Annotated in this window: 19 protein-coding genes; 11 read left to right on the forward strand and 8 right to left on the reverse strand. The window is 65.2% G+C overall.

Annotated features, from left to right (window positions below):
• Positions 1-65 precede the first annotated feature (65 nt).
• Both mutL and miaA read left to right on the forward strand, forming a co-directional pair.
• On the forward strand, positions 66-2,165 hold the full coding sequence (gene mutL / locus HDG33_RS24085) for a DNA mismatch repair endonuclease MutL (protein ID WP_184034406.1): 2,100 nt from the start codon (positions 66-68) through the stop codon (positions 2,163-2,165).
• Between the two features lie 47 nt (positions 2,166-2,212).
• A complete protein-coding gene (gene miaA / locus HDG33_RS24090) occupies positions 2,213-3,154 on the forward strand; it encodes a tRNA (adenosine(37)-N6)-dimethylallyltransferase MiaA (RefSeq protein WP_184034409.1) in 942 nt (313 codons plus the stop codon).
• Positions 3,155-3,294: 140 nt separating this feature from the next.
• Here the strand turns inward: miaA and purM are convergent, their stop codons facing one another.
• Positions 3,295-4,362 (reverse strand): phosphoribosylformylglycinamidine cyclo-ligase, encoded by a 1,068-nt coding sequence (gene purM / locus HDG33_RS24095; RefSeq protein WP_184034412.1) that lies wholly within the window; start codon positions 4,360-4,362, stop codon positions 3,295-3,297.
• A 40-nt stretch (positions 4,363-4,402) separates the two neighbouring features.
• Here purM and HDG33_RS24100 point away from each other — a divergent pair, with 40 nt between their 5' ends.
• The 7 genes from HDG33_RS24100 to panB all read left to right on the forward strand — a co-directional run bounded on the left by HDG33_RS24100 (position 4,403) and on the right by panB (position 9,792).
• Positions 4,403-4,564, forward strand: coding sequence for a hypothetical protein (locus HDG33_RS24100; protein WP_184034415.1), 162 nt, complete (start codon positions 4,403-4,405; stop codon positions 4,562-4,564).
• A 74-nt stretch (positions 4,565-4,638) separates the two neighbouring features.
• The gene (gene hda / locus HDG33_RS24105) at positions 4,639-5,391 is read left to right on the forward strand and encodes a DnaA regulatory inactivator Hda (protein ID WP_090803130.1); all 753 of its coding nucleotides are present in this window, start codon (positions 4,639-4,641) and stop codon (positions 5,389-5,391) included.
• On the forward strand, positions 5,384-6,070 hold the full coding sequence (locus tag HDG33_RS24110; RefSeq protein ID WP_184034418.1) for an HAD family phosphatase: 687 nt from the start codon (positions 5,384-5,386) through the stop codon (positions 6,068-6,070). The genes hda and HDG33_RS24110 overlap by 8 nt, the downstream gene beginning before the upstream one ends.
• Positions 6,067-7,668, forward strand: coding sequence for a polynucleotide adenylyltransferase PcnB (gene pcnB, locus HDG33_RS24115; protein WP_184034421.1), 1,602 nt, complete (start codon positions 6,067-6,069; stop codon positions 7,666-7,668). The genes HDG33_RS24110 and pcnB overlap by 4 nt, the downstream gene beginning before the upstream one ends.
• Positions 7,669-7,719: 51 nt before the next feature.
• Positions 7,720-8,262 (forward strand): 2-amino-4-hydroxy-6-hydroxymethyldihydropteridine diphosphokinase, encoded by a 543-nt coding sequence (gene folK / locus HDG33_RS24120; protein WP_090803125.1) that lies wholly within the window; start codon positions 7,720-7,722, stop codon positions 8,260-8,262.
• The gene (locus tag HDG33_RS24125; protein ID WP_090803123.1) at positions 8,259-8,939 is read left to right on the forward strand and encodes a deoxynucleoside kinase; all 681 of its coding nucleotides are present in this window, start codon (positions 8,259-8,261) and stop codon (positions 8,937-8,939) included. The genes folK and HDG33_RS24125 overlap by 4 nt, the downstream gene beginning before the upstream one ends.
• A gap of 37 nt (positions 8,940-8,976) precedes the next feature.
• Complete coding sequence (gene panB / locus HDG33_RS24130) at positions 8,977-9,792, forward strand: 3-methyl-2-oxobutanoate hydroxymethyltransferase (RefSeq protein ID WP_184034424.1); 816 nt, start codon at positions 8,977-8,979, stop codon at positions 9,790-9,792.
• Between the two features lie 48 nt (positions 9,793-9,840).
• Here panB and pabB read toward each other — a convergent pair whose 3' ends face one another.
• From pabB to grpE, 4 genes are all read right to left on the reverse strand, one after another.
• Positions 9,841-11,727, reverse strand: coding sequence for an aminodeoxychorismate synthase component I (gene pabB / locus HDG33_RS24135; RefSeq protein ID WP_184034428.1), 1,887 nt, complete (start codon positions 11,725-11,727; stop codon positions 9,841-9,843).
• Positions 11,728-11,745: 18 nt separating this feature from the next.
• Positions 11,746-12,885: a molecular chaperone DnaJ gene (gene dnaJ, locus HDG33_RS24140; RefSeq protein ID WP_184034432.1), complete on the reverse strand. Its 1,140-nt coding sequence runs from the start codon at positions 12,883-12,885 to the stop codon at positions 11,746-11,748.
• Positions 12,886-13,154: 269 nt separating this feature from the next.
• Positions 13,155-15,104 carry a molecular chaperone DnaK gene (dnaK, locus tag HDG33_RS24145; protein ID WP_184034449.1) on the reverse strand — a complete coding sequence of 650 codons (1,950 nt, stop codon included), beginning with the start codon at positions 15,102-15,104 and terminating at the stop codon, positions 13,155-13,157.
• A gap of 332 nt (positions 15,105-15,436) precedes the next feature.
• The gene (gene grpE / locus HDG33_RS24150) at positions 15,437-16,024 is read right to left on the reverse strand and encodes a nucleotide exchange factor GrpE (RefSeq protein WP_184034452.1); all 588 of its coding nucleotides are present in this window, start codon (positions 16,022-16,024) and stop codon (positions 15,437-15,439) included.
• 365 nt (positions 16,025-16,389) lie between these two features.
• Between grpE and HDG33_RS24155 the strand changes: the two genes are divergently transcribed.
• Positions 16,390-16,551 (forward strand): hypothetical protein, encoded by a 162-nt coding sequence (locus tag HDG33_RS24155; RefSeq protein ID WP_167368620.1) that lies wholly within the window; start codon positions 16,390-16,392, stop codon positions 16,549-16,551.
• Here HDG33_RS24155 and HDG33_RS24160 read toward each other — a convergent pair.
• The 3 genes from HDG33_RS24160 to hrcA all read right to left on the reverse strand — a co-directional run bounded on the left by HDG33_RS24160 (position 16,523) and on the right by hrcA (position 19,210).
• The gene (locus tag HDG33_RS24160; protein ID WP_184034455.1) at positions 16,523-16,930 is read right to left on the reverse strand and encodes an RNA-binding S4 domain-containing protein; all 408 of its coding nucleotides are present in this window, start codon (positions 16,928-16,930) and stop codon (positions 16,523-16,525) included. The two genes, HDG33_RS24155 and HDG33_RS24160, sit on opposite strands and share 29 nt — an antisense overlap.
• Positions 16,931-16,938: 8 nt before the next feature.
• Positions 16,939-18,009, reverse strand: a complete 1,071-nt coding sequence (gene hemH / locus HDG33_RS24165) for a ferrochelatase (protein WP_184034458.1) — start codon at positions 18,007-18,009, stop codon at positions 16,939-16,941.
• Positions 18,010-18,190: 181 nt separating this feature from the next.
• A complete protein-coding gene (gene hrcA / locus HDG33_RS24170; protein WP_184034461.1) occupies positions 18,191-19,210 on the reverse strand; it encodes a heat-inducible transcriptional repressor HrcA in 1,020 nt (339 codons plus the stop codon).
• Positions 19,211-19,420: 210 nt separating this feature from the next.
• On the opposite strand from hrcA, the gene HDG33_RS24175 reads away from it, so the two are divergent.
• The gene (locus HDG33_RS24175; protein WP_184034464.1) at positions 19,421-20,323 is read left to right on the forward strand and encodes an NAD kinase; all 903 of its coding nucleotides are present in this window, start codon (positions 19,421-19,423) and stop codon (positions 20,321-20,323) included.
• Positions 20,324-20,385 lie beyond the last annotated feature (62 nt).

Here is a 20,385-nt window from a genome sequence, read left to right on the forward strand (position 1 = left end):
CGAATGAAAATCTGCTGGTTGGGCGTCTGCGCGGGCGGCGTGCGCCGAGTCGCTATAATTTCGCCATGTCCGAATTCTCCGAAACGCCTGCGGGCACCGCGGCCGCACCTTCCGACGCCTCCCTCGCGGCGCCCGTGCCGCGTCCGTTGCGCGCCATCCAGCCGCTCCCCGATCAATTGATCAGCCAGATCGCCGCCGGCGAAGTGGTCGAGCGGCCGGCGTCGGTAGTCAAGGAGCTGCTCGAGAACGCGCTCGACGCGGGCGCGCAGACGCTGCGCATCCTGCTCGACGAAGGCGGCGTCAAACGCATCTCGATCACCGACGACGGCTGCGGCATCCCCGAGAACGAACTCGTGCTCGCCCTGACGCGCCATGCGACCAGCAAGATCCGCTCGCTTGCCGAACTCGAAGCGGTCGCGACGCTCGGGTTCCGCGGCGAAGCGCTGGCGTCGATTGCGTCGGTCGCGCAGATGAGCATCACGAGCCGCACCGCAGATGTGCCGCACGCGGTGCGCATCGACGCGGAAACCGGCGTGCTGAGTCCCGCCGCCGGCACCCAGGGCACGACGATCGAAGTCCGCGAGCTGTACTTCAACACCCCGGCACGCCGCAAATTCCTGAAAAGCGAACAGACCGAACTCGGCCACTGTCTTGAACAGATCCGCCGCGCCGCGCTCGCGCGGCCGGACGTCGCGATCTCGGTGCTGCACAACGGCAAGGCCGTCGAGCACTGGAACGCGAGCGAGCCGCCCGCGCGGGTTGCGAAGATTCTCGGCGAGACGTTCGCGACCGCCCATCTGCCGCTCGGCGAATCCGCCGGTCCGCTTGCGATCTACGGCTGCGCCGGTCTGCCGACCGCGAGCCGCGGTCGCGCCGATCAACAGTATTTCTTCGTCAACGGCCGCTTCGTGCGTGACAAGCTGCTCACGCACGCGGTGCGCGCCGCGTATGAAGACGTGCTGCACGGTGAGCGTTATCCGTCGTACGTGCTGTTCCTCGATTTGCCGCCAGAAGGCGTCGACGTGAACGTACATCCGTCGAAAATCGAGGTGCGTTTCCGCGATTCGCGCTCGATCCACCAGTTCGTGTTCCATGCGGTGCAGCGCGCGCTCGCTCGGCACGCGGGCGCGTCGCCTGAAACGACGGCGGGCGGGCATGCGGCGCACCTGGAACCGTCGGCCGATGGACCGGCTTCATCTGGTTCGACGCCGCCGGGTGTCACAAGCGGCGTAGGCGACGGCATTGGCGCGGGCGCCGGTCTTTCGAGCGGCGCGGGCTTCGGCGCGGGAAGCCGCGGCGTCCTTGGCGGCGGCAGCGGCTTCAGCAGCTTCGGCGCCCCGGGCGCCTCGCAGCCTGGCAACACGTGGATGCGCCAGGCACGCATGACGCAAGGCACGCTGCCGGTCGCGCAACCGCTCGCCGGTTACGACGCGCTGTTCGGCCGCAAGGATCCGCTTGCCGGCCGGGTCGAAGGCGCGTCGCTGTTCGAAGCGCGCGACTCCGCAACCGACGCGACGTCGCCATACGACGCAGCGCCGATCGCGCCGCGCCCGGCTTCCCCCGCATTCGACGCCACCGACGACCAGCCGCTCGGCTTCGCGCTCGGCCAGATCCACGGTATCTACGTGCTCGCGCAGAACCGCCAAGGGCTCGTAATCGTCGACATGCATGCGGCACACGAGCGCATCCTGTACGAGCAGTTCAAGAGCGCGCTCGCCGACCGCGCGATCGCCGTGCAGCCGCTGCTGATCCCGCAGACGATGCAGGCCGATCCGGTCGAAATCGGCACGGTCGAGGAAGAGCGCGATACGCTCGATGCGCTCGGCTTCGACCTCGCGGTGTTGTCGCCGACCACGCTCGCGATCCGCGCGGTCCCCGCCTTGCTGAAGGACGCCGACCTGCAAGCGCTTGCGCGCGCGGTGCTGTCCGACCTGCATGCATTCGGCGGCTCGCGCGTGCTGACCGAGCGTCAGCACGAACTGCTCGGCACGCTCGCGTGCCATCACGCGGTGCGCGCGAACCGGCGTCTGACGCTCGACGAAATGAACGCGCTGTTGCGCCAGATGGAAGCGACCGAGCGCGCCGATCAGTGCAACCACGGGCGTCCGACCTGGTATCAGCTGACGCTGGCCGATCTCGATCGGCTGTTCATGCGCGGGCAGTAACGACGCTGCGTTTCGATCACACCGTTGCGCCGCGCGCCCGCTTGCCCATGACGTCACACCCTACCCCCATCCCGTGCCTGCTCGGCCCGACCGCGTCCGGCAAGACCGCCGCCGCGCTCGCGCTCGCCGCGCGGCGGCCGGTCGAAATCATCAGCGTCGACTCGGCGCTCGTCTATCGCGAGATGGACATCGGCACCGCGAAGCCGACCGCGGAAGAACGCGCGGTTGCGCCGCATCATCTGATCGATATCGTCGATCCGGCCGACTCGTACTCGGCCGCGCAGTTTCGCGCCGATACGCTGCGGCTCGTCGGAGAAATTCATGCGCGCGGGCGGCTGCCGCTGCTGGTCGGCGGCACGATGCTTTACTACAAGGCGCTCACGCAGGGCCTCAACGACCTGCCCACCGCCGATGCCGAAGTACGCGCGAGGCTCGACGCCGACGCCGCCCGCGACGGCTGGCCGGCGCTTCACGCGCGGCTCGCCGCGCTCGATCCGGTCACGGCCGCGCGTCTCGCGCCGAACGATTCGCAGCGCATCCAGCGCGCGCTGGAAGTGTTCATGCTGACCGGCCAGCCCATGTCGACGCTGCTCGCCGCGCCCGCGCGCACCGACGACGCCGCATCGGCACGCTTCGTGCCGGTCGCGCTGGAGCCGTCCGAGCGTGGCGTGCTGCACGCGCGCATCGAGCAGCGCTTCGATTCGATGCTCGCGCACGGTTTCGTCGATGAAGTGGTGAAGCTGCGTGCGCGCGGCGACCTGCTGCCCGAGATGCCGTCGATGCGCTGCGTCGGGTATCGGCAGGTGTGGGAATACCTCGATGGCGCGGTCGACTATCGGACCATGCGCGACAAGGGCGTCTTCGCGACGCGGCAACTCTGCAAGCGGCAGCTCACGTGGCTGCGCAGCATGCCGGAAAGACAGGTGGTGGATTGCTGCGATCCGCACGCGACGGCGCGGGTGGTGGAGTTGATCGAAACGCTGGTTTGAGGCGCCGATCAGCGTGAGGGAATCGGAGGGACGTAAAGCGGGAATTTGAAGCGGAAATTTGAAGCGGGAAATGTGAAGCAAAGGATTCGAAGCCCGCGCGGCGCACCATTGCGGCACGCCACGCGAGCCCGCGTCAATCTTTAGACCACGACCGTCTGCGCTTCACCCGCTGCGCTTTCACGGACCGTGCCGATCTTCCAGACCTGCTCGCCCGCCGCGGACAGCAGACCGATCGCCGCTTCGGCATCCGCGGCCGACACGATCACCGCCATACCGATACCGCAGTTGAACACGCGGTGCATTTCCACATCGGCGACGCCGCCGTGCTTCTGCAGCCACGAGAACAGCGGCGGCAGCGGCCACGCGCGATGGTCGAGCTCGGCCGTCAGGCCTTCGCGCAGCACGCGCGGAATGTTCTCGACCAGGCCGCCCCCCGTGATGTGCGCCATACCCTTGACCTCGATCTGCTGCATCAGCGCGAGCAGCGGCTTCACGTAGATGCGCGTCGGCGCCATCAGCGCGTCGGCGAGCGTGCGGCCGTCGAAGTCCGCGTTCAGATCGGGATTGGCACGCTCGATGATCTTGCGCACGAGCGAAAAGCCGTTCGAATGGATGCCGCTCGACGCGAGCCCGAGCACCACGTCGCCCGACGCGATCTTGCTGCCGTCGATGATCTTGCTCTTTTCCACCGCGCCGACCGCGAAACCAGCCAGGTCGTATTCGCCGTCCGGGTACATGCCCGGCATTTCCGCGGTTTCGCCGCCGATCAACGCGCAACCCGACAGCTCGCAGCCGTGCGCAATGCCCTTCACGACGGTCGCCGCCGTGCCGACGTCGAGCTTGCCGCAGGCGAAATAGTCGAGGAAGAAGAGCGGCTCGGCGCCCTGCACGAGGATGTCGTTGACGCTCATCGCGACCAGATCCTGGCCGACCGTGTCGTGCTTGTTCAGCTGGAACGCGAGACGCAGCTTGGTGCCGACGCCGTCGGTGCCGGACACGAGCACCGGTTCCTTGTACTTCTTCGGCACTTCGAACAACGCGCCGAATCCACCGATGCCGCCCAGCACGCCGTCGCGCAGGGTCTTCTTGGCAAAGGGCTTGATGGCGTCGACGAGGGCGTCACCCGCATCGATGTCCACGCCGGCGTCGCGATACGACAAACCTTGGGCCGAATCGGTTGAAGGCTCGGCGGATTTCGGTTGATTCATGGGGAAAAGCTCGAAGGTCGGTAAAATGCGATTTTAACCGATGCTGGTCGCCTGGCTGGAATTCACGCGTTCCGACGATATCCTGGAAACGACATTGCAACACGACACCCCGATTCCGGCGCCGCCGACCCGCGCAATTGCGCGAGCCGTGCTTCGCGACGCGCGGCCTCACGACCCGGCGAGCACGCTTCACGACAACTGAGCGCCTGGCGACCTTCCAGGCCCCGAGGTCCGGGCCACTCGCGGCCTGAGCCTCATTTTCGGCATGAACCTACTGTGCTTCGTCAACTGACGCTCGATCTCGGCACCCCGCCGCCATCGACATTCGACAATTTCTTCGCCGGCGCGAACGCCGAGCTGGTCACGCGCCTGCGTGAGCTCGACGACGCGCTCGCCTCCGGACCGGTCGCCGATCGCACCTTCTACATCTGGGGCGAAGCCGGCAGCGGCCGCACGCACCTGCTGCAGGCGCTCGTGCACGAAGCGCCGCCGGGGCATGCGCGCTTCGCCGGGCCGCAAAGCAGCCTCGCCGCCTTCGGCTTCGATCCGCGCGTCGCGCTCTATGCAATCGACGACTGCGACGCGCTGTCGGCCGCGCAGCAGATCGCCGTGTTCAACCTGTTCAACGAAGTGCGCGCGCATCCGACCAGCGCGCTCGTCGCCGCGGGCAACGCGGCGCCGATCGGCATGACGGTGCGCGAAGATTTGCGCACGCGCCTCGGCTGGGGACTGGTGTTTCACCTTGCGCCGTTGCCCGACGACGCGAAGGCCGCGGTGTTGAAACGCGCGGCGCGCGAGCGCGGCATCATGCTCGCCGACGACGTGCCGGCCTACCTGCTCACGCACTTTCGCCGCGACATGCCGAGCCTGATGGCACTGCTCGACGCGCTCGACCGCTTCTCGCTCGAACAGAAACGCGCGGTCACGCTGCCGCTGTTGCGCACGATGCTCGCGTCGCCCGACCCCGCCGCCGCGCCGGGTTCACACGCCGCTCTTCCCGCTTCAAGTAAAATAGGCGCCCATGGCTAACCTTGCACTCTTCGATCTCGACCACACGCTCATTCCCACCGACAGCGACCACGAATGGGGCCGCTTCATGGTGAAAAAAGGCATGGTCGACGCCGAAAATTTCGCCCGTGAAAACGATCGCTTTTACGCCGACTACAAGGCCGGCAAGCTCGACATTCACGCTTATCTGATCGCCATGCTGACGCCGCTCGCGAAGTACACACGCGCGCAGCTCGCTGACTTTCACGCGCAGTACATGCACGAGGTCATCACGCCGGCCATCCAGCCGGTGGCGCTCGAACTCGTGAAACAGCATCGTGAAGCGGGCGACCTGTGCTGCGTCGTCACCGCGACCAACGAGTTCATCACGCGGCCGATCGCGCAGGCGTTCGGCGTCGACACGCTGATCGCCTGCGAGGCGGAGACCGTCGGCGGGGAGCCGCACGGCGCCTACACCGGTCGCCCCACCGGCACGCCGAGCTACAAGGAAGGCAAGATCGTGCGCGCCGAAATGTGGCTCGCGTCGCTCGGCAAGAGCTGGAGCGACTTCGAGCACAGCTATTTCTATAGTGATTCGCACAACGACATCCCGCTGCTCGAAAAAGTCACCGATCCCATCGCGACCAATCCGGACGACACGTTGCGCGCCCATGCGCAGGCCAAAGGCTGGCGCATCCTCGAACTCTTCCAACCCTCGTGATCAAGAAACTCATCCGCAAGCTATTCGGCCAGGACACGGCGACCGCTGACGACACGCTCTCCGCCGCCGCCAGCGTCGACGGCAATGCCAATGGCAAGCCGCCGGCGCGCGGCAAGTCCGTATCCGGCACGACCGCGCGGCCGCGCCGCAAGTCCGCAGGTGCCGCTGCTGCCGCGCAAGCGCCGCGCGAGCCGGACGTACCCGTCATCATTCCGCACGACGTGCACGGCATCGACCCCACGCTGATCTCGCGCAATGCGATCCGCGTGACCGAGGGCCTGCAACAGGCGGGCTTCCGTGCGTTCATCGTCGGCGGCGCGGTGCGCGACCTGCTGCTCGGCGTCAAGCCGAAAGACTTCGACGTCGCGACCGACGCGACTCCCGAACAGGTGCAGAAGCTGTTCCGCCGCGCGCGCATCATCGGCCGGCGCTTCCAGATCGTGCACGTGCAGTTCGGCCAGGAAATCATCGAAACCTCGACGTTCCGCGCGCTGGTCGATCCGCCCGCGGCCGACGCGCCGCCGCCGAAGCGTCTGAAGCGCGACGAGCTCGACCGCCGCACCCACGCGGTCGATGCGAGCGGCCGCGTGCTGCGCGACAACGTGTGGGGCGAACAGCACGAGGACGCCACGCGCCGCGACTTCACGATCAACGCGATGTACTACGATCCGGCCACGCAAACCGTGCTGGACTACCACAACGGCATGGCCGACATGCGCGCGCGCCTGTTGCGCATGATCGGCGACCCGGCCACGCGCTATCGCGAGGATCCGGTGCGCATGCTGCGCGTCGTGCGCTTCGCCGCCAAGCTCGACTTCGACATCGACGACGCCACGCGCGCGCCGATCGAGAAGATGGCCGATCTGATCGACAACGTGCCCGCCGCGCGTCTGTTCGACGAAATGCTGAAGCTGATGCTGTCGGGTCACGCGCTCGCGTGCCTGACGCGGCTGCGCCAGGAAGGCCTGCATCACGGGCTGTTGCCGCTGCTCGACGTCGTGCTCGAGCAGCCGACCGGCGAAAAATTCATTTCTCTGGCACTCTCTAACACAGATGCACGCGTGCTCGCCGGCAAGCCGGTGTCGCCGGGCTTCCTGTTCGCGACGCTGTTGTGGCACGACGTGCAGCAGCGCTGGCAGAAGTTCGAGGCCGAAGGCGAGTATCCGGTGCCCGCGCTGCATCGCGCGATGGACGAAGTGCTCGACATGCAGACCGAAAAGCTCGCGATCCACAAGCGCTTCTCGGCCGACATGCGCGAGATCTGGGGCCTGCAGCTGCGCCTCGAAAAACGCTCGGGGCGCAGCGCGCTGAAGCTGCTCGAACACCAAAGATTTAGAGCGGGGTATGATTTCCTCCTGTTGCGCTGCGCATCGGGCGAACTCGACGAGTCGGTCGGTGCATGGTGGACGGAGTTCATCGAAGGAGACGTCGCCGCGCGCGAGACATTGCTCACGCAAGGCGGGAAGGACCGGAGCCCAAGAAAACGACGGCGGCGCGGTGGCGCCAGAAGCCGCAAATCAGGTGACGGAGTGGAGGGCGGCTCGTCCGCCGAACGCACGGACAACGACGCGGGCCTCGAAGGCTCGCACGAAGACTGACGCGGCGTTCGCGGAAAAGCCGTCAAAACGATAGCTGCAGGAAGTTATGCCATGACGGTTGCTTATCTCGGCCTCGGCGCGAATCTCGGGGACGCGCGCCAGACCCTGAAAGACGCGGTGGTGTGCCTCGCACAACAGCACACCATCACCGTGCTCGCCAAATCGAGCCTGTATCGTACTGCCCCGATCGACGCGGGCGGCGACGACTATTTCAACTGCGTCGTGAAGCTGGAAACGACGCTCCCCGTGCGGCATCTGCTCGCGCTGTGCCACAAGATCGAGCATCAGTTCGGCCGTGAGCGGCCGTTCCGCAATGCGCCGCGCACGCTCGATCTCGACATCCTGCTGTATGGCGATCAATCGATCGACGAAGCCGATCTGATCGTGCCGCACCCACGCCTCGTCGAGCGCGCGTTTGCGCTGGTGCCGCTCGTCGAGATCGACGCGGCGATCGTCATTCCGCTGCATGGCCGGGCCGCCGCGCTGCTCGACAGCGTGAGCGATCAGCGCATCGAGAAAGTGAAGTCGCCCTGCCAGTGCCCGATGCTCAATGCGCTGACCGGCAATTCCGCCGAAAAAGGCCGTTGCGAATGAGTTCGCCGCCGCTCACGGTCACCGCGCCGCAGCTGCGCCCGCCGTTCGGCTATATCGCGATCGAAGGGCCGATCGGCGTCGGCAAAACCTCACTCGCGCGGCGCCTCGCGCAACGCTGGTCGATGCACGAACTGTTCGAACGCTCGCAAGACAATCCGTTTCTTGAACGCTTCTATCGCGACACCACGCGCTATGCGCTACCGGTGCAGTTGCACTTCGCGCTGCAACGCGCGCAGCAGGCGCAGGAAGTCAGCGCCGCGCAGGCGAGCGGCACGCCGCTGATCGCCGACTTCATCACGCAGCGAAACGACATCTTCGCGCGTCTGACCTTGCAGGAAGACGAGTGGCAGTTGTACCGCGCGCTTGCCGTGCGGCTCGACGTCAGCGCGCCGGAGCCGGACTTCGTCGTTTATCTGCAGGCGAGCCCGGAGGTGCTGTTCGCGCGCATCCAGAAGCGCGCGGTGCCGATGGAGCTGCAGATTTCCGATGCCTATCTGCGCGCGCTGTGCGACGCGTACAACGAATTCTTCTACCACTACGACCGCACGCCCGTGCTGACGGTCAACGCCGAACACCTGAATCCGCTCGACTCCGACGCGGACCTTGCGCTGCTCGCCGAACGCATCGAGACGATGCGCGGCCGCAAGGAATTCTTTGTCAAAGCCACGTCGCTGTAAGCGGCGCGGCTAGTTCATTTTTTTCACTGGATTGACCATGACTTATTTGCAGGAAGCGAGCCGGAGCGCGATCACCGTGCCGAAACTGCAGGCAATGCGCGACGCTGGCGAAAAGATCGCCATGCTCACCTGTTACGACGCGAGCTTCGCCGCGCTGCTCGATCGCGCGGGCGTCGACGTGCTGCTGATCGGCGACTCGCTCGGCAACGTCCTGCAAGGCCAGGCGACCACGCTGCCGGTGTCGCTTGCCGACATCGCGTATCACACGGCGAGCGTCGCGCGCGCGCGGCCGTCGGCGCTGATCGTCGCGGACCTGCCGTTCGGCACCTACGGCACGCGCGAAGACGCATTCAGGAGCTCGGTCGAACTGATGCGCGCGGGCGCGCAGATGGTCAAGCTCGAAGGCGGCGAATGGCTCGCCGACACGGTGCGGTTTCTGGTGGAACGCTCGATTCCGGTGTGCGCGCATGTGGGTCTCACGCCGCAGTCGGTGCATGCGTTCGGCGGCTTCAAGGTGCAGGCCAAGACCGAAGCGGGCGCGAGCCAGCTGCTGCGCGATTCGCTCGCCGTGCAGGAAGCCGGCGCGCAATTGATCGTGATGGAAGCGATCCCGTCGCAACTCGCGGGCGAGGTCACGCAGCAGCTGCGCATTCCGACGATTGGTATCGGCGCGGGCCTCGGCTGCTCGGGTCAGGTGCTGGTGCTGCACGACATGCTCGGGATTTTTCCTGGCAAGCGACCGCGCTTCGTGAAGGATTTCATGCAGGGGCAGCCAAATATTCAGGCGGCCGTCGAGGCGTATGTGCGGGCGGTAAAGGACGGCACGTTTCCCGGCGCCGAGCACACGTTCTGATGCTTCATTGCCGCGCGAGCGCGCGGCATTCCCGTATTTTTCAGTGCTCTAACCAACCAGCCGTGCCGGCACCGCGCCGCGCAACGCGTTGCACACGAGCAGCGCTTCGGCGTTCAGCACATCCGCCCGCGTCAGCACTTTTTCACCTGCCCGCAAGCCCGACGCCTCGTCGAGCAACACGCTTCGCATTACACCTGGCAGCACGCCTGACGCGAGCGGCGGCGTCCACCATTGTCCCGCGAGCTTCACGAACACGTTCGACCTGCCGCCTTCGGTCAGTTCGCCCCGTTCGTTGAAAAACAGCGTATCGAAGGCGCCCTTCGCCTCGGCTTCGCGCCAGCCGCGGTCGTAGTCTGCCCGGCGCGTGGTCTTGTGGCGCAGCAGCGGATCGGCGGCGTGGGTCGGCGCGAACTGCGCTTCGGGGCCGAGCAGAACACCAACGATCGCATCCGCCAACGGCGCAAGTATCGCGGCCGAGATCTGGGTCACCCCGCTCTTGCTCAAAGCAAGCCGCATTCGATGCGGCATCTGCGCCGGGAGCGTGGCGCACCGCGCTGAAATCTCCCCACGAATGCGCGCTTCGTCGAACCCGAAGCCCAGCGTCGCGGCGCTCGACGACAAGCGCCGCAGATGCCGCTCGACGTGCCGCACGCCGTCTTCCCGCGTCGCGTACATCGTTTCGAACAGTTCGAAACCCGGCTCGGCGCCCATCAGAAAACGTGCTTTCAATCGACACTCCTCGTGCTCGTCGGCGGCCACGCTGTCGAGCACGATGCCCGCGCCGATGCCCATGCTGCCGCGCAGACCATCCGTGCCGCCGGCTTGCGCGGTCGACGCAGTCAACGTCAACGTGCGAATCGCGACCGACATGCAAAAGTCGCCGCAATCGTGATCATCGCCCGGCGCATCGAGCCAGCCGATCGCGCCGGTATAGAGCCCGCGCGGCGTGCTTTCCAGTTCGTCGATCAACTGCATCGTGCGATGCTTCGGCGCACCGGTAATCGAGCCGCAGGGAAACAGCGCGCGCAGGATCGTCGCGAACGAGGTGCCATCGAGCAACGTCGCCTCGACAGTCGACGTCATCTGCCACACCGACGCATACGGCTCGACCGAAAACAACGCCGGCACGCTGACCGAGCCGATCCGCGCGACTCGCGACAGATCGTTGCGCAACAGATCGACGATCATGACGTTCTCGGCGCGGTTCTTCGGATCGGTCGCGAGGAACTCGGCGTTACCCCGGTCGACGGCAGGATCTTGCGAGCGCGGCGCCGTGCCCTTCATCGGCCGCGCGCGCAACGTCGGGCCGTGCTTTTCGACGAATAGTTCGGGCGAACACGACAGCACCCACGCACCGTCCGGCAACGCGATCAGCGCGCCGAACGACACGGGCTGGCGCGCGCGCAACCGCCGATAGAACGCGAGCGGCGAGCCGAACACGTCGAAGCCGAGGCGGTACGTGTAGTTGACCTGATAGGAATCGCCCGCGCGCAGGGCGGCGTGAATCGCGTCGATCGCCGCGTCGAACTCGGCGCGATCGACGCTCTCGCGCACGTTCTCGGTGCCCGCGACCGACGGCTCGAAAGCGCCGTTGTCCCGCGCCGTCAGCCACGCGTCGACCTCGTCGCGCGAAAGCTTCGCACAACGTTCGAACAATGAAAAACGCAGCGTGGCATTGCCACGCTGCGTTTCAGAAGACCGGCGCGCATCGAAACCCATCAGCGCGCGGCCAAATTCATAATCGGCGAGCACAACGGCGTGCAAACCGCTTCGGGTATCCGCCGCGACGCTGTCGCACACGGCTTCGAGCTGCGCCGCCTCCGTGCAGACCCGCTCGCGCACGAAACCCGTGTACAAGCGGCTCGACGGAAGCGCCGCCGTTGCACCGCAATCGTCGAGCAGCGCGAACGCCGCGCCGCGACTGTCCACCGTCATACTGACCGCCGAATCAAATCAATCGAAAAAGCTCTTTACGCGATCGAACCAGCTCTTGCTTTGCGGACTATGCCGCGAACCGCCTTCCACGAGCGCCTTTTCGAACTGCTTGAGCAGATCGCGCTGCGCTTCGGTGAGCTTGACCGGCGTTTCAACCTGCACGTGTACGTACAGATCGCCGGCGATGCTCGAACGCAGCCCCTTGATGCCCTTGCCGCGCAAACGGAACGTCTTGCCGGACTGCGTGCCTTCCGGCACCGTGAAGCTGGCGCGACCGGCGAGCGTCGGCACCTCGATATCGCCGCCGAGCGCCGCGGTAGTGAACGGGATCGGCATCTGGCAATGCAGATCGTCGCCGTCACGCTCGAACACCGAGTGCTGCTTGATATGAATCTCGACGTACAGATCGCCCGCCGGACCGCCATTAATGCCCGGCTCGCCATTGCCGGCCGAGCGGATGCGCATGCCGTCGTCGATACCGGCCGGGATCTTCACTTCGAGCGTCTTGGTTTCCTTCACCTTGCCCGCGCCGTGGCAGTGATTGCACGGCTCGGGGATGTAGGTGCCGGTGCCGTGGCACTTCGGGCAAGTCTGCTGGATGCTGAAGAAGCCCTGCGACATGCGCACCGAACCCGAGCCGCTACAGGTCGGGCAGGTTTCCGGCTTGGTGCCCGGCTTCGCGCCCGAGCCATGGCAGACTTCGCACGAAACCCAGCTCGGCACGCGAATCTGCGTGTCATAGCCGTGTGCGGCCTGCTCGAGCGTGATTTCCATGCTGTAGCGCAGATCGGCGCCGCGATACACCTGCGGGCCCGCGCGGCCGCCTGCGCGTGCGCCGCCGCCGGCCGCCTGGCCGAAGATGTCGCCGAAGATGTCGCCGAATGCATCGGCAAAGCCGCCGAAACCTTGCGCGCCGGCCCCACCCATGTTCGGATCGACGCCCGCGTGACCGTACTGATCGTACGCGGCGCGCTTTTGCGAATCCGACAGCATTTCATAGGCTTCCTTCACTTCCTTGAAATGCTCTTCCGCATCCTTGTGACCCGGATTGCGGTCGGGGTGGTGCTTCATCGCGAGCTTGCGATAAGCCTTCTTGATTTCGTCGTCGCTCGCGTTCTTTGCGACGCCCAGAACCTCGTAGTAATCCCGTTTCGCCATATCGGTTCAACGCCGCCGCGCAAAGCGACGCGGTAGCTCCTTGTGAATGCTGTGGAGTCTCACGACTCGTCCGGCCGCTGTCTGCGCCGCGCCAGGGCACGGTTCAAAACAACGCCCTCCATAAAACGAACGTGCCCGGAGAGCCCCAAAAAGGCTCGCCAGGCGCGAAAACCGCTCTTGCACTTTGGGCGCCCCGGGGGCGCCGTTCTCGTGCAGCCGGGCCGCGCACATTGCTGTGCACGGCTTTACGGTCGGATGCCGACCTGGCTTTAGTCTTTCTTCACTTCCTTGAACTCAGCGTCGACCACATCGTCGGCCTGCTGGCTCGCACCCGCCGATGCACCGGCACCGCCCGCCGCGCCCGCCGCCGCTTCGGCACCTTGCGCAGCCTGCATGTCGGCGTACATCTTCTCGCCCATCTTCTGCGACGCCGTGGCCACCGCTTCGATCTTCGCTTCGATCGCGGCTTTGTCGCTCGAGTTGCTCTTCAGCGCGTCTTCGAGGTCCTTCAACGCGGCTTCGATCTTGTCCTTCTCGCCAGCTTCGAGCTTGTCGCCATACTCGGTCAGCGCCTTCTTCGTGCTGTGGACGAGGGCGTCACCCTGGTTGCGGGCGTCGGCCAGCTCACGCAGCTTGTGATCTTCTTCCGCGTTCGCTTCGGCGTCCTTCACCATCTTCTCGATTTCGGCTTCGGACAGACCCGAGTTCGCCTTGATCGTGATGCGGTTCTCCTTGCCGGTCGCCTTGTCCTTCGCGCCGACGTGCAGAATGCCGTTCGCGTCGATGTCGAAGCTCACTTCGATCTGCGGCACGCCGCGCGGTGCCGGCGGAATGCCTTCGAGGTTGAACTCGCCGAGCAGCTTGTTGCCCGCTGCCATTTCGCGTTCGCCCTGGAACACCTTGATCGTCACGGCGCCTTGATTATCATCAGCCGTCGAGTAGACCTGCGCGTGCTTGGTCGGGATCGTCGTGTTCTTGTTGATCATCTTCGTCATCACGCCGCCGAGCGTTTCGATGCCGAGTGACAACGGGGTCACGTCGAGCAGCAGCACGTCCTTGCGGTCGCCCGACAGAACCTGGCCCTGGATCGCGGCACCAACGGCCACGGCTTCGTCCGGGTTCACGTCACGGCGCGGATCCTTGCCGAAGAACTCCTTCACCTTTTCCTGCACCTTCGGCATACGGGTCATACCGCCGACCAGGATCACGTCGTCGACTTCGCCGACCTTCACGCCCGCGTCCTTGATCGCGACGCGGCACGGCTCGATGGTGCGTTCGATCAGGTCTTCGACCAGCGCTTCCAGCTTGGCGCGCGTGATCTTCAGGTTCAGGTGCTTCGGACCCGATGCGTCCGCCGTGATGTACGGCAGGTTGATTTCGGTCTGCTGGCTCGACGACAGTTCGATCTTGGCCTTTTCAGCCGATTCCTTCAGGCGCTGCAGCGCGAGCACGTCTTTCGACAGATCGACGCCCTGCTCCTTCTTGAACTCGCCGATGATGTAGTCGATGATGCGCTGGTCGAAGTCTTCGCCGCCGAGGAACGTATCGCCGTTCGTGGACAGCACTTCGAACTGCATTTCACCGTCGACGTCCGCGATTTCGATGATCGACACGTCGAACGTACCGCCGCCCAGGTCGTACACCGCGATCTTGCGATCGCCCTTTTCGGCCTTGTCCAGACCGAACGCGAGAGCCGCGGCGGTCGGTTCGTTGATGATCCGCTTGACTTCGAGACCGGCGATGCGGCCGGCGTCCTTGGTTGCCTGACGCTGGCTGTCGTTGAAGTACGCCGGCACCGTGATCACGGCTTCCGTGACGGTCTCGCCAAGGTAGTCCTCAGCGGTCTTCTTCATCTTGCGCAGGACTTCGGCGGAGATTTGCGGCGGCGCGAGCTTCTGGTCGCGCACTTCGACCCACGCGTCACCGTTGTCGGCCTTGATGATCTTGTAGGGCATCAGGCCGATGTCCTTCTGCACTTCCTTCTCTTCGAAGCGGCGGCCGATCAGGCGCTTGACCGCGAACAGCGTGTTCTTCGGGTTCGTGACCGACTGACGCTTGGCCGGCGCGCCGACCAGGATCTCGCTGTCATCCATGTAAGCGATGATCGACGGTGTGGTGCGCGCGCCTTCCGAGTTCTCGATGACCTTGACCGAGTTGCCTTCCATGATCGCCACGCACGAGTTGGTCGTGCCGAGGTCGATACCGATGATTTTGCCCATTTTTACAAATCTCCTGACTTTGATCGCTGCGGAAAGCGCCCGGTTGGCCCATCTGGCGGCGGGACGATCCGCTCTCAATTCATACCTGCACTCAAAATGAGTGCGGCCACATCGTTTTCAAGACCTCTTTTGCGATGCGGTCTTTAATTTTTCTCAATCACGGGGCGAGGCGTCTGAATCTTCGCTGCGAGCCCGCTCCGTCAGTCTGCGCGGCGCCCCCGGCGTGGTTCGCCGGAAGTGCCTGAATCGATGGGACCTTTGCGGCACGTAGCGATGCGAAGCGACGCAGCAGACGCCACCGGCGCAAACGCCCGGAGCGAGTGTCGACGTGATTACTTCGGCGCCGCGACGGTCACGAGCGCGGGACGCAGCACGCGATCCGCGATCACAAAGCCCTTTTGCAGCACCGCGACGACGGTGTTCGGCTCCTGGTCGGCCGGCACCATCGAAATGGCCTGATGGCGATGCGGATCGAACTTTTCGCCGACCGGATTGATCGCCACGACGCGACCCTTCTCGAGCGCGCCGCTCAACTGCCGCAGCGTGAGCTCGACGCCTTCGCGGACCTTCTGCAAGTCGTCGGACGAATGGGCGACGGCCGCCTCGAGACTGTCGACCACCGGCAGCAGATGCTCGGCGAAGCTCTCGATCGCAAACTTGTGCGCCTTGGCGACGTCGTCCTGAGCGCGACGGCGCACGTTTTCGGTTTCGGCCTTCGCGCGCAGGAAGCTTTCCTGCAACTCGGCGATCTTCGCCTGAGCGTCGGCCAGCGCCTGCTCGGCGGCACCCTGGGCCGGTTCCGCGGGGGCGCCGGTGTCCGGCTGTTGAGCAGCGGCCCCGGCCGCCTCGGCGGCCTGGCGCGCGGCTTCGTCGGCGGGCGTGGGATTCTGGCTCGTCGGGTTCTCTTGCGTGTTTTCCATGTCGCTGAAAGTCGTTAAAAAGTAAAAGCCAAAGGCGGTGCAAGCCGTTCCGACACAGTACGATTCATGCTTTGCAAAATCGCGACACGCGTCTTCGCGCCGATCCGCCAGACCGGACCCCAGATGGGGCCTGAAAAAGCCGTTTCAAGCGGGTCGAGGGTTTTTTCGCACCACCGACGTGCAGGCGAAATGCGCCGTAACAAGCCTCAACGTGGCGCAATCAGATAGAGATTGAGTGCAGCCCGCAACTGACCTATTCTCCAGTCATGGAGCGGCAACGCCACGTTAACCCTAATCTGACGTAAGCGTTACCGACACCTGACAGTCGTTCCGATAGCCTGTTTCAGCCCGTCAAGGGGAGTACCGTGAAACTGACCTTTGCAATCGGCGTGGTCGCACTGGTACTGATCGCGGGCACCACGACCATCTGCATGTCCGGTGCGGTCAACGACCACACCACCGAGTACGGCGGCGCACACGCCACCGTGGAGCAGTTTCTCAATCCCCACCTGAAAATCTGTCGATAGTGCGCCGGTCGCGTTTGGTCGGTCGGCCGTGCAGCGCGGCGGCCGGCTCGCGGTAGACCTTGCGCCGTTCCTGCTCGACCTGCCGCTTCGCCTTGCTCTGCGCGGTTTCCACATAAAGCGTCTGCGCGACGCTCGCCGGACCGCGTACGTCGCATACGCCCAGCACCTCCACCTGCCACACGTAGCGCTCGATCTCGATTTCGACCAGATCGCCGACACGCACGTCCTTCGCCGGCTTCACGGCCACGCCGCCGATACGCACCCGCCCCTTGTCGACCGCCTCCGCGGCCAGCGAACGCGTCTTGAAGAAGCGCGCGGCCCACAGCCATTTGTCGATGCGCAGTTTCGCGCCCGGTTCGGTTGAAATGCGGTAGTTCATCTGCGTATTCAAGCTCCTGTCGTGTGCGGCACCGGCACCGCCTGCACGGGCCAGCCCTGCAGATGCTGCGCAACGATTTCGCCAAGCGCGGCAACCCACGGCTGCGACGCGTTCAGACAGGCGATCCGGTGAAACTCCTTGCCACCCGCCTGCAGAAATTCGCCGCGCACTTCCATGCCGATTTCCTCGATCGTTTCGAGGCAGTCGGCGGTGAAACCCGGGCAAAACACGTCAGCACGCCGCACGCCTGCCGCGCCGAGTTCCTTCAACGTCGGCGCCGTGTAGGGCTGCAGCCATTCGGCCTTGCCGAAGCGCGACTGGAACGTGATGCGGCATTCGACCGACGTCAAATCGAGCGCCTGCATCAGCAGCGCGCCGGTCTGCTGGCATTGCTCGTGGTACGGGTCGCCGAGGTCGAGCGTGCGCTTGGGCACGCCGTGGAAACTGAGCACGAGCTTGTCGCCCGCCGCGAAATCGGGGCGGCCGTGCAGATGCCAGTAGTGGTGCACCTGTGCGGCGAGCGCCGCGATGTACGCCGGGTGATCGGCGTACTGGCGCACGGTGCGGATTTCCGGCTGGTTGCGCATGCGCTTGAGCGCGGAAAAGGCTTCGTCGAACGCGGTCGCAGTGGCCGACGCCGAATACTGCGGATACATCGGCATCAGCAACACGCGCTCGGCGCCCGCGAGCTTCAGCTGGTTCAGCATTGCCGGAATGCCGGGCGTGCCGTAGCGCATCGCGTAGTCGACCAGCACCGTGTAGTCGTTCAGTTGCAGCAGATGGCGCAGGCCCTCGACCTGCTTTTCGGTGTGGACGCGCAGCGGTGAGCCCTCGGGCATCCACACCGCCGCATACTTCTTCGCAGAGCTGCGGCCGCGAAACGGCAGAATCAGCAGACGCAGAATGAGCTGCCACAGCAGCGCCGGAATTTCGACCACGCGAGGATCGGACAGGAACTGCGCGAGGTAGCGGCGCACCGCGCGCGGCGTCGGCGCGTCGGGCGTGCCGAGATTGATCAGCAACACGGCGACGCGATGCGACGTGGCGTTCTGTGAAGGCCGCTCGAGGTCGAAGCGCATAGGTAGCAGAAATCACCGCATTTTGCGGCGAGTCGATTCAATGGAGATTCATTATAGCGGCGCGGGTTCTGCCCGGCGCCGCCAGAGACCCCTGGCCATTCGGACGATTGGCAGACACCGCGCGTTCGCGCATCATGGTCGCCACGGACTGCGATGACGACAGTTCCGCGGAGCCCGAGGACTACTGCTGGCTGAGCGTCATGGACAACAGCCGCGCGGTTATGTCCACGATCGGAATCACGCGGCTGTAGGCCATGCGGGTCGGTCCGATCACACCGAGCGTGCCGACGATCTTGCCGTTCACCTCGTACGGCGCGGTGACGACGCTCATTTCCTCGATCGGTACCAGATTCGATTCGCCGCCAATGAATATTTGCACGCCCGCCGCGTGACTCGACACGTCGAGCAACTGAAGGAGGCTGGTCTTCTGGTCGAACACATCGAACAGCTTGCGCAGGCGCGCCATGTCCGACGAAAGATCGGCGACTTCGAGCAGATTGCGCTCGCCCGAGATCAACACGGTCTCGCCGGTGTCGGATTCGTCGGTGCTGGCGGTGACGGCCGCGTGCATCAGCGAGGTCATGTCGCCACGCAGCTCGTCGATTTCCTCGCGCAGGCGGCGGCGCACCTCGTCGAACGAGAGGCCCGCGAAGTGCGCGTTGATGTAATTGGAGGCTTCCACCAGCTGCGAAGGCGAAAAGTCGCGCTGGGTGGCGAGGATGCGGTTTTGCACGTCGCCTTCGGGCGTCACGATGATCAGCAGAATGCGCTGGTCGGACAGGCGCATGAATTCGATCTGCTTGAACACGTGGCTGCGACGCGGCGTGAGCACGACGCCGGCGAACTGCGACAGATTTGACAGCACGCTCGCCGCCGCGGCGACGATCTTCTGCGGCTCGCCCACCTGCAGCGTGGTCTTGACGGTGCGCGTCACCACCTCCTCGTCGGCGGCGGATTCGACGGTCAGCATCGTGTCGACGAACAGGCGGTAGCCGCGTGGCGTCGGAATGCGCCCTGCCGACGTATGCGGACTGATCACGAGCCCCAGATCCTCGAGGTCCGACATCACGTTGCGGATCGTGGCCGGACTCAGTTCGAGGCCCGAAAAACGTGACAGCGTGCGCGAGCCGACCGGCTGACCTTCGGCGATGTAGCGCTCAATCAGCGTTTTGAGGAGGGTTTGTGCGCGAGGATCTAGCATGACGAAAAATTTTAGCTCATTGGCATGGCAGCCGAGAGCGCCCGCGGCGCCCGCTCCCGGCGAATGCACCGCCGTCGGCGGGCTCGCATGTCATCGGGTCTTCACCATTCTAACGATAATCGCGACATACGCAGACGCCCTGCGTGCGCCGCCCCACAACCGGGTTGGTCTGCGGTTCTTTTCAGGCCCTACCTATGGTGTAATGCCGGCATGCAAGTGACCAGCCAGTTCAAGACCGTCGCGCTCGTCGGGCGCAGCAATACGCCAGGCATCGGCGAGCCGCTGACCGCGCTCGCCGCCTGCATCGCGAAGCTCGGCCTGGAAGTCGTGTTCGAAGCAGACACCGCCGACGAAATCGGCGTGACCGACTATCCGGCGCTGCGTCTCGCCGAGATCGGCGCGCGCGCCGACGTCGCCGTGGTGCTCGGCGGCGACGGCACGATGCTCGGCATCGGCCGCCAGCTCGCGCCGTATCGCACGCCCTTGATCGGCATCAACCACGGGCGGCTCGGCTTCATCACGGACATTCCGATCTCCGACATGCGCGAGATCGTGCCGCAGATGCTGTCCGGCAATTTCGAGCGCGAGGAGCGCGTGCTGCTCGAAGCGCGCATCGTGCGCGACGGCACGCCGATCTACCACGCGCTCGCGTTCAACGACGTGGTGGTCAACCGCAGCGGCTTCTCGGGCATGGCGGAGTTGCGCGTGTCGGTCGACGGCCGCTTCATGTACAACCAGCGCTCGGACGGCCTGATCGTCGCGACGCCGACCGGCTCGACCGCGTACGCGCTGTCCTCGCAGGGGCCGATCCTGCATCCGCAACTACAGGGCATCGTGCTCGTGCCGATCGCGCCGCACGCGCTGTCGAACCGGCCGATCGTGCTGCCGGACGAATCGAAGGTCAGCATCCAGATCGTTTCCGGGCGCGAGGTGAACGTCAATTTCGACATGCAGTCGTTCACGTCGCTGGAGCTCGGTGACACGATCGAGGTGCGCCGTTCGCGCCACACGGTGCCGATGCTGCATCCGGTCGGCTACAGCTACTATGCGACGCTACGCAAGAAGCTGCACTGGCACGAGTACCCGTCGCACGAAGAAGACCCGAGGCCGTAAGCGGCACTTTGATTTCGCACGCCGCCGCGGCCGCCACCCGAATCCCAAGCTCACCCGACGAC

Origin of the sequence: Paraburkholderia sp. Cpub6, from assembly GCF_014201065.1 — a bacterium.
GTDB lineage: Bacteria > Pseudomonadota > Gammaproteobacteria > Burkholderiales > Burkholderiaceae > Paraburkholderia > Paraburkholderia tuberum.

What these genes read in the sequence shown, in the direction of transcription:
- mutL (WP_184034406.1), top strand. Translation starts at nt 66, where the DNA reads ATGTCCGAATTCTCCGAAACGCCTGCGGGCACCGCGGCCGCACCTTCC.
- miaA (WP_184034409.1), top strand. Translation starts at nt 2,213, where the DNA reads ATGACGTCACACCCTACCCCCATCCCGTGCCTGCTCGGCCCGACCGCG.
- purM (WP_184034412.1), bottom strand. Translation starts at nt 4,362, where the DNA reads ATGAATCAACCGAAATCCGCCGAGCCTTCAACCGATTCGGCCCAAGGT.
- HDG33_RS24100 (WP_184034415.1), top strand. Translation starts at nt 4,403, where the DNA reads ATGCTGGTCGCCTGGCTGGAATTCACGCGTTCCGACGATATCCTGGAA.
- HDG33_RS24110 (WP_184034418.1), top strand. Translation starts at nt 5,384, where the DNA reads ATGGCTAACCTTGCACTCTTCGATCTCGACCACACGCTCATTCCCACC.
- folK (WP_090803125.1), top strand. Translation starts at nt 7,720, where the DNA reads ATGACGGTTGCTTATCTCGGCCTCGGCGCGAATCTCGGGGACGCGCGC.
- HDG33_RS24125 (WP_090803123.1), top strand. Translation starts at nt 8,259, where the DNA reads ATGAGTTCGCCGCCGCTCACGGTCACCGCGCCGCAGCTGCGCCCGCCG.
- panB (WP_184034424.1), top strand. Translation starts at nt 8,977, where the DNA reads ATGACTTATTTGCAGGAAGCGAGCCGGAGCGCGATCACCGTGCCGAAA.
- pabB (WP_184034428.1), bottom strand. Translation starts at nt 11,727, where the DNA reads ATGACGGTGGACAGTCGCGGCGCGGCGTTCGCGCTGCTCGACGATTGC.
- dnaJ (WP_184034432.1), bottom strand. Translation starts at nt 12,885, where the DNA reads ATGGCGAAACGGGATTACTACGAGGTTCTGGGCGTCGCAAAGAACGCG.
- dnaK (WP_184034449.1), bottom strand. Translation starts at nt 15,104, where the DNA reads ATGGGCAAAATCATCGGTATCGACCTCGGCACGACCAACTCGTGCGTG.
- grpE (WP_184034452.1), bottom strand. Translation starts at nt 16,024, where the DNA reads ATGGAAAACACGCAAGAGAACCCGACGAGCCAGAATCCCACGCCCGCC.
- HDG33_RS24160 (WP_184034455.1), bottom strand. Translation starts at nt 16,930, where the DNA reads ATGAACTACCGCATTTCAACCGAACCGGGCGCGAAACTGCGCATCGAC.
- hemH (WP_184034458.1), bottom strand. Translation starts at nt 18,009, where the DNA reads ATGCGCTTCGACCTCGAGCGGCCTTCACAGAACGCCACGTCGCATCGC.
- hrcA (WP_184034461.1), bottom strand. Translation starts at nt 19,210, where the DNA reads ATGCTAGATCCTCGCGCACAAACCCTCCTCAAAACGCTGATTGAGCGC.
- HDG33_RS24175 (WP_184034464.1), top strand. Translation starts at nt 19,421, where the DNA reads ATGCAAGTGACCAGCCAGTTCAAGACCGTCGCGCTCGTCGGGCGCAGC.